The organism is Methanothrix harundinacea 6Ac (assembly GCF_000235565.1).
Classification (GTDB): Archaea; Halobacteriota; Methanosarcinia; order Methanotrichales; family Methanotrichaceae; genus Methanocrinis; species Methanocrinis harundinaceus.
Genome location: NC_017527.1, coordinates 17,755 through 29,589, shown reverse-complemented (window position 1 = coordinate 29,589; position 11,835 = coordinate 17,755). Strand labels below are relative to the sequence as shown.

General features: G+C 64.5%; 9 protein-coding genes. 5 read left to right on the top strand and 4 right to left on the bottom strand.

All coding sequences use genetic code 11. The features are described from left to right. Nucleotides 1–7: 7 nt before the first annotated feature. The 3 genes from MHAR_RS00120 to MHAR_RS00110 all read right to left on the bottom strand — a co-directional run bounded on the left by MHAR_RS00120 (nt 8) and on the right by MHAR_RS00110 (nt 5,251). On the bottom strand, nt 8–1,882 hold the full coding sequence (locus MHAR_RS00120) for a S8 family serine peptidase (RefSeq protein ID WP_014585606.1): 1,875 nt from the start codon (nt 1,880–1,882) through the stop codon (nt 8–10). A 25-nt stretch (nt 1,883–1,907) separates the two neighbouring features. Continuing rightward, nucleotides 1,908–3,575: a sulfurtransferase gene (locus tag MHAR_RS00115; protein ID WP_048144173.1), complete on the bottom strand. Its 1,668-nt coding sequence runs from the start codon at nt 3,573–3,575 to the stop codon at nt 1,908–1,910. A gap of 182 nt (nt 3,576–3,757) precedes the next feature. Further along, complete coding sequence (locus tag MHAR_RS00110) at nt 3,758–5,251, bottom strand: right-handed parallel beta-helix repeat-containing protein (protein ID WP_014585604.1); 1,494 nt, start codon at nt 5,249–5,251, stop codon at nt 3,758–3,760. Between the two features lie 182 nt (nt 5,252–5,433). Here MHAR_RS00110 and MHAR_RS00105 point away from each other — a divergent pair, with 182 nt between their 5' ends. From MHAR_RS00105 to thiC, 5 genes are all read left to right on the top strand, one after another. Next, nucleotides 5,434–6,027, top strand: coding sequence for a DNRLRE domain-containing protein (locus tag MHAR_RS00105; protein WP_014585603.1), 594 nt, complete (start codon nt 5,434–5,436; stop codon nt 6,025–6,027). Between the two features lie 91 nt (nt 6,028–6,118). Further along, the gene (locus MHAR_RS00100; protein ID WP_228369570.1) at nt 6,119–7,288 is read left to right on the top strand and encodes a cytochrome c biogenesis protein; all 1,170 of its coding nucleotides are present in this window, start codon (nt 6,119–6,121) and stop codon (nt 7,286–7,288) included. 99 nt (nt 7,289–7,387) lie between these two features. After that, nucleotides 7,388–8,578, top strand: coding sequence for a bifunctional 5,6,7,8-tetrahydromethanopterin hydro-lyase/3-hexulose-6-phosphate synthase (locus tag MHAR_RS00095; RefSeq protein WP_014585601.1), 1,191 nt, complete (start codon nt 7,388–7,390; stop codon nt 8,576–8,578). 1 nt (nt 8,579) lies between these two features. After that, the gene (locus tag MHAR_RS00090; protein WP_014585600.1) at nt 8,580–9,935 is read left to right on the top strand and encodes an alkaline phosphatase family protein; all 1,356 of its coding nucleotides are present in this window, start codon (nt 8,580–8,582) and stop codon (nt 9,933–9,935) included. Between the two features lie 70 nt (nt 9,936–10,005). Beyond that, entirely contained in the window at nt 10,006–11,289 is a 1,284-nt protein-coding gene (gene thiC, locus MHAR_RS00085) for a phosphomethylpyrimidine synthase ThiC (protein WP_014585599.1), read from the top strand. A gap of 31 nt (nt 11,290–11,320) precedes the next feature. On the opposite strand, the gene MHAR_RS00080 is transcribed toward thiC, so the two are convergent. Then, nucleotides 11,321–11,785, bottom strand: a complete 465-nt coding sequence (locus tag MHAR_RS00080; protein ID WP_048144172.1) for a hypothetical protein — start codon at nt 11,783–11,785, stop codon at nt 11,321–11,323. Between the last annotated feature and the right edge of the window lie 50 nt (nt 11,786–11,835).

The following is an 11,835-nucleotide window of genomic DNA, read 5'->3' as shown; positions in this document are numbered from 1 at the left end:
CTCCACCTCACGTCAGGGCGAAGGAGACGGCCTTAGACCCCACCCCCCCGAAAGGGTCCTTCGCCTCCACTGCGATCGAATAATCTCCGGGCTCCCAGAACCTCGTCTCCCAGCGGCCGGTGTAGACGCCGTTTCTGTCCAGGTCCCCCATGGGGATCCTGATCTCCCTATCCCGGCCGATGACGTGGACCTCCACGGTGGCCGGATCTCCTGAGACCCCCGCCTCGATGGTGACGGGGTCCCCCGGGGTGGCGGCGGTCCTGCTCAGCTGGAGGCTGTAGACCTCGGGGTCTGCAGGCCTCTCCTCGACGAGGGAGATGGCTCGGGAGAGGTTGAGGGCTCCGTAGCCGAAGGTGTTGTCGGGGCCCGAGGGCCCGATGTCGTCGGCGGACCTCAGAAGGACCCTCTTCACCCCGGCGGGGTCGAGGCCGGGCTGCTTCTCCAGGATCACGGCGCAGGCCCCGGCCACCTGGGGCGCCGCCATGGAGGTTCCGCTCATATCCTCCTCCCCCCGGAGGGTCCCCGCCTTGGCGGAGGTGACGTTCACCCCCACCGCCACCAGGTCGGGCTTCACCCGGTTGTCGAGGGTGGGCCCCCGGGAAGACCTCTGGAATATCATCCCCCCAGGGTCGGTGGCGCCGACGGTGATCACCTTCTCGGCGGTGCCGGGGGTGACGATCGATCTGGTGGCAGGCCCGGCGTTCCCGGCGGCGACGGAGACGACGATCCCCGCGTCCACCATCCTGTCGCAGGCCTCGTCCAGGAGGGTGGCCCCCTCGCTGGGCACCTCCCCACCGACGCTGAAGGAGAGGACGTCTATCCCCAGGGAATCCCGGTTTTCGAGGCACCAGTCTAGGGCGGTGAGGGCGTCGGAGAGGTAGCAGGCGCCGTCTCTATCCATCACCTTGATGACCACCAGCCCCGCCCCCGGGGCGATCCCCCTCCCGTCCCCGGTCCCCGCGATGAGGCTAGCGCAATGGGTGCCGTGGCCGTGATCGTCGTAGACATCCTCCCTCCCGTTGACGAAGTCCTTGAAGGCGACGATCTTTGCGCCGGGGGTGAAGAGGTCGTCGTCCATATCGTCGAGGGACCGGTGGTTGGGGTCGGCCCCGGTGTCGAGGATCGCCACGGTAACGCCCCACCCGGAGTAGTCGTCGACGGCGAACCTGGGGTCGTTCTTGGGCCTGTATCCCTCGATAGGCTCCCCCAGGATCCTGAGCTTCTTGTCCTCGTAGACCCCCTTCACCCCCGTCGTACCGGCGATGCTCTCCAGCTCTCCCCGGGGAACGATCATCGAGGCGCCGGGAAGGATCCTGAACTTTTCGCCCTCCCCCTCCAGGGTGGCGTTCTCATCGACGAGGACTATCACCCTCACCTCCTCGTCCTCAGCCTCCTCGAGGCTGTCCTCGATCCGGTTGGAGTTGAGGTCCCGGGGGTCGAGGACCCTGAGGACCAGCTCGGCGTTCCTTGCGGCGTTGCCGGCCTTATCCACGGCGATGATCTCTATCGGGTGGTCTCCGGGGGGGAGGTTCGAGCTGCATCGACCGGCGTACCTGCCGCTCCGGGTGAGGTCGATCATGGGAATAAAAAGCCCGGCTGCCTCGGCGTAGACCGTCTCCACCCCTACGTCGTCTCTCACCCAGGCCCTCACCTCCACCTGGGGGTCCCCCCGTTTTATGATCATCGGAGAGACGTGGGCGTACTGGATCGTCGGAGGCTCGGCGTCGTCTTCAGGGCTGAGGACCGAGCTCATCCTCTGGAGGAACCACGGCGGCGGGACCTCCTGGGGAGGCTTTAAGGATATGGAGATGGCGGCGCCGCTGGAGGCGGTCGAGACGATCGCCGCCAGGGCGAGGAGAAGAGAGAGGCTTCGCCAGCTCATCTCCTCATCCTACGTCCCTATCCGATTAATACTTTCCCAGCTTTCTGATGCCATCCGTCGCGGCTGGCGCCGTAGGCGCCGTCGGGGCGGGGGCCGAGCCGTCGATCTCTATCGTCAGGACGTCCTCGAAGTAGGAGGTCTTCCCTCCCGTCGCCGCCGCCAGGGTGACGTTGTAGGCCCCGGCGGGGGCTCCGGTGGCGTCCCAGGTCCCCAGGTACTCGTCAGTGAGGGTGGGGACGAGCTCGATGGTGGCCATCACCCTCCCTTCGGAGTCCTGGATCAGGGCCCCGGCGGCGGTGATGGGGGCCAGGGCGGAGCCGCCGATGGAGCCGAGCTTGACCCCGCTGGTGATCTCCGAGGGGTTGGACCCCGAGGCGTAGAGGAGGATGGGATCGAAGCAGGCGACGCATCCCATCGTCTTGGCCGTCGGCTTCTCCATGGAGGTGGCGTTGGAGATGATATCCTCGATCTCGGCACCGCTGACGATGGATCCATTTGTCTCGATGGATAGGTTCTCCGCCGGACCGATATCGTCGATGCCCCCGTCCTCAAAGACCGCCTCCTCGACGGTCTCGGTCGTCGTCACCTCATCGGAGCCCTCCGCCTCGGAGAACTCCGGCATCGAGTCCGCCTCGTCGGGGACGACATCGAAGGTGGCGAATATCTTGACCGGTCCAGGGGGGGCGGGGTTGGGGTCCGCCCTGGAGCTCACCAGGATCGCCTTGACGGGGGGCCTCCTCGCCTCCCAGTCGTTGAAGGAGTAGACGCTCGATTCGTAGCCCATAAGCTGGAGGGCGAGCCAGACCATGGCAGCCCTGGCGCCGGCGTAGGAGTAGACGACGACCGGCCTCTCCTCATCAAGGCCTGAGAAGGCCCGGTCGAGGTCGTCGCTCCCCTTCATCCTGCCGCCGGTCAAAACCTCGGAGTAGTCGATGTGGATGGCCCCAGCGATCTTATCGGCGGAGAAGTCCCGGAGGACCCTCGCGTCGACGAGCTGGAGGTCGCCGCTGGAGACCCCCTCGTAGTCGGCCATGAGGCCGGACCTGACCCGGGGGGTGTAGGTGACGGCGGGCCTCGCGTTCTCCACCCTCTCGGTGGGCTGGCCGGCAGAGGTCCAGGCGTCCAGACCGCCGTCCAGGACCTGGACGGAGTCGTGGCCGAGGTACCTCATCGCCCAGAAGACGAAGGGAGCGACGGATATGTCATCACAGGGCTCACAGTCGCCATATATCACCACCGAGTCCTCGGGGGATATGCCGGCGTTCCCGAAGATCTCGGCCATCTCTTCGGCGGACTTCGGGTTGTTATTCTCGTCGAGGAGCTCCTCCCAGTATAGGGGGATGGCCCCCTTGATGTGGATAGTGCCGTAGTGGGATCCCACGTCCAGGATCACGTCCGCGGCCTTCGCGTCTTCGACGGAGGCGAGAAACTCGCCGCGAATGTAACCATCAGCCTTTCTCTCGGCCTTTTCCGCCTCCATCTCTGCCCGCGCCCTCTGGGCTGAGTTGAGATCCTCAGTCTCCTCCTTTCCGGCCTCCATATCGGCCCGCGCCTGTTTCGCGGATTTGGGCGTCCCGGCCTCGATCACCGTCGGATTGTAGCCCAAAAACTCAAAGATCGCGAGGCTCGAGTTCGACTGGCCTTTGCATTCGGGGCAGTCCCATTTTCCTGCGTGCTTCTCGTCAATATCCAAATCTGCCGTCGTGCAAGAGACCAAGGCGAATACTGCCGCGATGGTCAGGACCCACAGGGCCGCTCCTGACCGGAGACTCCCGGACCTGCGGCCAGCCGACGGGCAGGGCCCTTCAGCTGAGTTGATCTTTCTTCTAACCCCAAACATTTTTTTTCCCCTGAAAGAATTGAATCATGATGATCTTAAAGCCCCTTAGAGAGGGCTTCGTCGAAGCTCCATCCCGCCCTCGGGATCAGCTCCAGCTCCCCGATCGTCTCCTCCACCTCGTACCCCTTGGAGTCCTTCGCCGAGAGGATTATCTCGTACCTCCCCGGCCCCATCAGGGCGGTCTGGAGGGTGCCGACGTAGGCTCCGTCCCCGGCCCGGTCCATCCTGATGTAGGGGGTCCGTTCGGAGGATCTGAGGAGACTCCTCGTCCGGGCTGAGACCTGGGCGACGCCGTTCTTTGAGTCGAGGACCGCCTCCACCGTCACCTCGGCCCCTATCGATGCCCGGGCGGGGTTTATCGAGGCGTCGACGAGCTGGAGGGGGAGGACCGCCTCGCCCATGACGGGATAGATGTCACGAGCCCTCTCGTTGATGATCCGGGGGAGGTCAGCAAATCCGTCGCTCCCCGAGATGTTCTGGCCGGGGCCACCGAACTCGTCGGTTCCGATATAGTCTCCCCAGAAGTTTCCGCCTTCGGGGTAGTCTGCGTACCACTGGTTGACCCCCCTATCCTCGGCGGGGATGACGCAGTCGAAGATCCTGTTCTTGTATATGTGGTTTCCGTCGGTGTTGACGAAGATGCCGCGCTGGCTTGCCGAGATGTTGTTCTCGACGATGGTGTTGTTTCCGGAGGGCCCCTCCTGGATCTGGATACCGAATTTCGAGTTATCCGCGATCTCGTTACCTCGGATCAGGTTGTATCCCGACCCCCTCTGGAGGAATATGCCCACGACCCCGTTCTCGACGATATCGTTCTCCAGGATCTGGTTCTTTGAGCAGCCGTTGATCATCTTGATCCCGGAGTTGAAGTTCTGGGCGAGCCGGTTCTTCTGGATCAGGTTGTCGGCGCAGTTGGTGAACATGTAGATGCCGTAGTCGTTTCTCTCCGCCACATTCTCCCGGATGACGTTCTCGGAGCAGCTCGGGAAGAGGGCTATCCCGTACTCGCCGTTGAAGCTCGCCACGTTATCTTGGATCAGGTTGCGGTGGGAGCCGGAGAGGTAGATCCCGTACCATCCCTCGCCGCCGAGGCCGTTGTAGTTCGCGACGTTATTCTCGATCCTGTTATCGTCGGAGGAGATGAGGCCGATCCCCCACTGGACGCAGCCGGTGATGGTGTTATTGGAGATGGTGCAGTTTCTCGAGCCTACCAGGTGGATCCCGTAAAACCCCCCCTCGACGGTGAAGCCTGAGATGGTGACGTCGTCCGCTCCGACCTTCATCCCGATCTGCCGGTCGTCCGCCCTGATCCTGGCTCCGTCGCCGATGAGGTTTATGCTCTTTGTTATCTCCACCCCTCCGTAGACCCCCGGGGCCGCCAGGACGGTGTCGCCTGGAACCGCCTGGTTTATCGCCGCCTGGAGGTCAGAGCCCGCCTGTATCGTCGCCGCCGAGGCGGCCGTCACCAGCAGAAACGCCAAAATCGCCGTCGCTCCCAGGAAGGGGCTGAGATGCGCAGAACTCTTCAATCTAACCCACCGGCCTTAAGGAGGATCTTCAGTTAATAAAGCTAACGTGGCCCTCCTCCCGCCTTCGAGACGGAGATCTTCTGATCCGGCCTAGGCGAGGCCTCTGTAGGGCTCACGTAGGTTAGAGGTGAACACAAAGTCTTTTTATCGCCGCATATCATATTTGGATTGAGGTGTTCAGTATGAGATATCCGCTAAAACTGGGCCTTGCCCTGGGGTGCGCCCTCCTGATGGTGGGAGCGGCCGCAGCCGCGAGCTGGTCCTCTGAGAAGGTCCTGATGGGGGACGCGTACATCGACAAGTATGCTGAGGACGACAACTTCGGCACCGAAGAGATCCTCTGGGTCTCCTCCGAAGGGGGCGAGCCAGTGAGAGAGTCCTGGCTCTACTTCGACACCAACAGCATCAAAGAGGCCCTGGGGATCGAGTCCTCCGACGAGGTCGCATCGGCGACCCTGAAGATCTATGCCAAGGAGGTGGAGGCCCCAGGGGAGGTGGAGCTCCACTTCTACTACGAGGGCTTCTTCGAAGATACCGTCGTCTGGGACGGCAAGCCCGAGTATGACGATGAGGTCGACGGGGTCGAGGAGATCGACGGCTCCGGGTGGTACGAGTTCGATGCCACCAGCATCGTGAAGAAGGCCATCGATGAGTGCCCCGACTGTCCCTTCTCCATGGTCCTGGTGGCGGCCGACGACGCCTCCATCGGCTTTGCCTCCAAGGAGGACTCCGACGGGAACGTCCCGGTGCTGACGGTCGTCACCAGCGACCATTAAACCCTCCTCCGGGGATGTTGGAGCGGCCTGGGGGTTTTCCGGCCCGCCCCAAATTAACTTTTTATACGCCCTCCCCGTCTTCCCTCCCTTGATGCCATACCCCCTCTCCGGATCCGAGATGTCGATCAGTTCAAAGGCCTCGAGGCTCTCTCTCGCTCTCCTCACCCTGGCCCTGCTCCTCCTTCTTCCCCTGGCCTCGGGTACAGAGGTGGTCCTGGTATCCTCGCCGGGATGCACCAAGTGCGCCGCCGCCGAGAGGACGTTGGAGATGATCCTCGCAGACCATCCGGGGGTCGAGCTCGCCGTCTACGACGTCTACTCCGAGGAGGGGCGGAAGGCCGTAAGGGAGCACCGCCTCCGGGGCGGGGTCCCGGCGATCGCCGTCGGGAACCTATCGATAGCCTACAGGGATTACGACGGGGACCAGAAGCTCCTGGAGGAGATGGTCCGGGCCGCCCTCGCCGCGACACCGGCAGGGTGGGAGGGGCTGGACGGAGCTTCCGGCGCCGATATCCCGGCCTCCGCGGGGTCGATTCCCGGGCCGACGGCCCCGGTCCGGGACGGCTCCGCCGAGGAGGTGGACGTCTCCTCTCTCTCCATGGCGACGGTCTTCGTGGCGGGGCTCCTCGCCGGGTTCAACCCCTGCCTCTTGGGGATCCTGGCGTTTCTTGCCACCGCCATCATCTCCAGCTCCGGCCGCCGCCGGGATCTGGTCATGATGGTGGCTTTCTTCTCCTTTGGGATCTTCGTGATGTACTACCTCTTCGGGGTGGGGCTCCTCCGGACCCTCCACGCCGGGGCGATAGCCGCCCATTTGCGGACCGGCCTGACGGTCCTCCTCATCGCTCTGGGGCTCGTCCATATCGAGGACGCAAGGCGCCTATCGGCCGGCGGCCGATCCCTCTTCAAGGCGAGCTGGTCGCAGAGGTACGTCGAGGGGGCCCTCGCCCGGGGGAGGTACAGCTCGTACTTCCTCCTCGGGGCCCTCTTCTCCCTGGTGAAGGCCCCTTGCGTCGGCGCCGTCTACATCGCCATCCTGGGGCTGATCTCCGAGGAGGGGTACTCCTCGGGGGCGGTCTACCTCCTCCTCTACAACCTGGGGGTTATCCTTCCCATCCTCCTCCTGGGGGGGGTGATCGCCTTCGGGATGAGCCCCGCCAGGGTCGACAGCTTCCGGAAGGACCACCGGGCCGCAATCAGGCTTGTGACGGGTTTGACCCTCCTCCTCCTCGCCCCCCTCATATACTGGCAGGTGATCTGAGGGGGGTGGCCCGCCGGCCTTCCAGAGCCGGGCGGCTTCTTCCGGCGGGTGCAAAGAGATTAATACAGGCACGAAGTCTCTCGCCTTTGAGGTGAACGCTTGTTTTTGATAGGAGAGGCGCTGATAGGGGACGAGCCCGAACTCGCTCATGTTGATCTGCTGATCGGTGACAAAGACGGTCCTGTGGGGACGGCCTTCGCGAGCGGCCTTGCCCAGCTCTCGGCGGGGCACACCCCGCTCCTTTCGGTGATCAGGCCGAACCTGCCTCCGAAGCCCGCAACCCTGATCGTCCCGAAGGTGACGGTCAAGAACATGGAGCAGGCCGCCGCCATATTCGGCCCGGCCCAGAACGCCGTCGCCAAGGCGGTGGCCGACTCCGTCGCCGAGGGGGTGATCCCGAAGGCCGAGGTCGAGAACCTGGTGGTGATCGCCAGCGTCTTCATCCACCCCCAGGCCCGGGACTACGACGCCATTTATCGGTACAACTACGGGGCGACGAAGCTCGCGGTGAAAAGGGCGATGGAGGGCTTCCCTGACATCGATACCGTCCTCTACGAGAAGGACAGGTCCACCCACCCGATCATGGGATTCCGGGTCATCCGGCTCTGGGACCCGCCCTACCTCCAGGTGGCCCTGGACCTGGTGGACCTCACCGTCGTCCGGAGGGTCCTCTCCCAGCTTCCGGATAGCGACCATCTCCTGATAGAGGTGGGGACGCCCCTCGTCAAGAAGTTCGGCGCCTCGGTGGTGAAGGAGATCAGGAACGTCCGGCCCAGCTCCTTCGTCGTCCTCGATCTCAAGACCCTCGACACAGGAAATCTTGAGGTGAGGCTCGCCGCCGACGCCACCGCCGACGCCGTGGTGATATCGGGGCTCGCCCCCCAGAAGACCCTGGAGCTCGCGATCCGGGAGGCGAGGAAGACCGGGATCTACTCGGTGATAGACATGCTGAACGTCCCCGACCCCCTGGAGGTCCTCAGGTCCCTGGCGGTGCTGCCGGACGTGGTCGAGATGCACCGGGCTATCGATCAGGAGGCGGAGCGGCACAACTGGGAGGCGATAGCCGAGATCAAGAGGATGGCCGCCTCCTCCGACCGGAAGGTCCTGGTGGCCGTAGCCGGCGGGATCCGGGTCGATACCGTCGCCTCGGCCCTCAGCTCCGGCGCCGACATCGTCGTCACCGGCCGGGCGATCACCGGCTCCAAGGACGTCAGGGACGCCGCCGAGCAGTTCCTCGCAGAGCTGAAACAGACGGAGATCGACCAGTACAGGGTGATGACAGACTTCTGAGATGCGCCTCCTCTTCGTCCTCCTTCTCCTCCTGGCCCTGGCAGGCCCCGCCCGCCCCACCACTGAGGTCCGGGCGGTGGGCGGCGCCGATCCCGGCGGCGCCGTCGTCCTGGTAGTAGACGGGATGGGGTCGGCTTACGTCTACCCCGAGCTCTCGCCCCGGGGGATCGACGGGTCGCCCCTGCCGCGGGCCTGCCTCTTCAACCTCACGGGGAGGGGGGCTCGAATTCTGAACGTGACGGTCCCCGTCCCGGAGACCGGCCCGAGCCACTCGGTCCTGGTGACGGGCTGCTCCTGGATGGACCCCACCATCCTGGGGACTCCGGGGGCGACGATCTTCGATGGGGCCTGCGAGGAGGGGCTCCTCCGCCTCGCCATCCTCCAGCGGGGCGACTCGATCAGCATGCTCCTGGAGCAGGACGGCGTCCTCTTCTTCGACGACAACGCCCTCTGGGGGGCCGAGCCCCTGGTCGGCTCCGGCCCCGCCCTCCCTCCGGACCTGGCCGCCCTCCTCCAGAGCTGGAGGGATCGTTTTCCCTCGTACAACCGGGAGCGGGGCGTCCCCGGCTACGTGGCTTACAACGCCTGGGCTCTGGACGCGGCTTCGGATCTGGTGGCGGCGATGGGAAAGCGCCCCTTCCTTCTGATCGTCAACGTCGGGGCCGTCGACAGCGCCGGCCACAACCTCGGCCCCGCGGGGTACGTCGAGACGATCTCCGGCCTCGACGGACCCCTGGGGAGGCTCGTTGAGGGCTGTGAGGCCGGAGGCGTCCTCCTCCTGATTACCGCCGACCACGGCATGTCCTTCTCCTCTGATGAGGGCAAAGGCGGACACTCTTCCGCCAAGTACTCGTCCCTGGCCGAGTCGGTGATGGTCCCGGCGGTCTTCGTGGGGCCGGGGGTCGACGAGGTCGCGGTGACGGGGAACTGGTCGGAGGTGGACCTCGCCCCCACCCTCCTCGACCTGCTCGGCAAAAGCCCAATTCTCCCATTCTCCGAGGGGCGGGTGATCCCGATCTCAAAGCGATCTGACCTGGTCGTCGACGCCGGAGAGGTGGCCGAGGTGGAGGTCCGGCGGGGCGGGGTCCTGGTGGCAAAGGCGACCGGGGATTCTCGCTACATCTTTAGGAACCTCGACCGGGGGACCTACTCGGTGGAGTCGGGAGGGAGGTCCGAGGAGGTCCACCTGACGAGGGACGGCTCGATCGACCTCGCCTCCGGCCGACCTCCGAGGGCCGGAGGGCTTCTCTCGTCGATCTTCGATCCGGAGGCGAGGAGGTACGTCGCAGCCCTCCTGATCGTGGCGGTGAACGTCGTCGGGGTCGTCCTGATCAAAAGGATCGTCCGGAGAGGATGAGGCTGGTCTCTCCGATTTTCCGGCCAACTTTAAATACGACCTTCTCGGGACAAATTCGGTGTGATGGTTCATGGGAATTATAGAAGACGCCAGAGCTGGCCGGATTACCGCTGAGATGGAGATGGTGGCAAAAGACGAAGGCGTGACCCCCGAGTTCATAAGGCGAGGGATCGCCGGCGGCACCATCGTCATACCCGTCAGCCCCTACCGGGACGTACGCTTCTGCGGGATAGGAAAGGGCCTCAAAACGAAGGTGAACGCCACCGTCGGCACCAGCAGCGACATCGTCGACGTCGAGATGGAGGTGGCCAAGGCGAGGGCCGCCGAGGAGGCGGGGGCCGACACCCTGATGGAGCTCTCTACGGGGGGCGACTTCTTCGAGATCAGAAAGCGGGTCGTCGAGAACACCAGCCTATCCGTAGGGTCGGTCCCCCTCTACCAGGCCTTCATCGAGGCGATAAGAAAATACGGGTCCGGCGTCGATATGACCGAGGACGACCTCTTCCAGATCACCGAGGAGCAGGCCCGCCTCGGGACGAACTTCATGGCGATCCACACCGGGATCAACCGGATCTGCATCGAGAGGATCAAGAGGCAGGGGGGCAGGTTTGGCGGCCTCTGCAGCCGGGGCGGGGCCTTCATGGTCGCCTGGATGCTCCACAACGACCAGGAGAACCCCCTATACAGCGACTTCGGCTACCTCCTGGAGATCTTAAAGGAGCACGAGGTCACCCTCAGCATGGGGAACGGCTTTCGGGCCGGCGCCGTCCACGATGCCACCGACCGGGCCCAGATCCAGGAGCTGATCATAAACAGCGAGCTGGCGGACGAGGCTCACGCCTTCGGGGTCCAGACGATCGTCGAGGGGCCGGGGCACATACCCATCGACGAGATCGAGGCTAATGTCAAGGTGATGAAGCGCCTCTCGGGGGAGAAGCCCTTCTACATGCTGGGGCCCCTGGTCACCGACGTCGCCCCCGGCCGCGACCACATCGTGGCGGCGATCGGCGCAAGCCTCTCCAGCGCCGCCGGGGCGGACTTCATCTGCTACGTCACCCCCGCGGAGCACCTCGCCCTCCCCAACGTCGAGGACGTGAGGGAGGGGGTGATGGCCGCGAGGATAGCTGCCCACGTCGGGGACATGATCAAGAACGGTTCCCGCGACCAGGACCTGGCCATGGGCCGGGCCCGCCGGGACATGCTCTGGGGAGAGCAGTTCCGCCTCGCCCTCGACCCGGATATGGCGGAGAAGATCCGGGCCGAGAGGGCGCCCGCTGACGGGAAGGTCTGCACCATGTGCGGCGACTTCTGCGCCCACAAGATCGTGGCGGATAATATAGACCTCAGGAGGTAGACCTCAAGACGTATAACTCAGGATCTGATCTTCATCCTCCGATGAGCCCCGCGAAGAACCGGAGGGCTGAGGAGCTGGCCAGGGCCGCCGCCACCTTCGCCTTCGCCGACCAGGTGGTGCCGGTGATTTTTATATCGCCTTGGTCTCTCGCCTCCTGGAAGGCCCCGGCGGGGTCGGGGGAGAGGAAGACCCGTTGGATCGCATCCTCCGTCGCCTCCACCAGGATCGTGGGGTCTGGGATCTCCCCCTCGGTGACGTTGACGACCACGGCCCTCCTCGTCTCGAGGCCCGCCAGAAGGGAGGGCCCATCCTCGCCGGATATCTCGATCTGGACCCTTTCGTCTCCAAGAAGGGTCTTTACCACCTCTGGTGCGCTCTCTACGCCCATGTTGTATATCTCGACGGCGTGCTGAATATCCTCAAAGGCGACTCCGGAGGCCGGTGCCGATCCGGCCCAGGCCAGGGTCGCCGCCAGGAGCAAGAAGGCCATCTTCATGGCCTCAGGGTTTCTTTCCGCCGATTATTAGCCTTTTTGCATCGAAACTT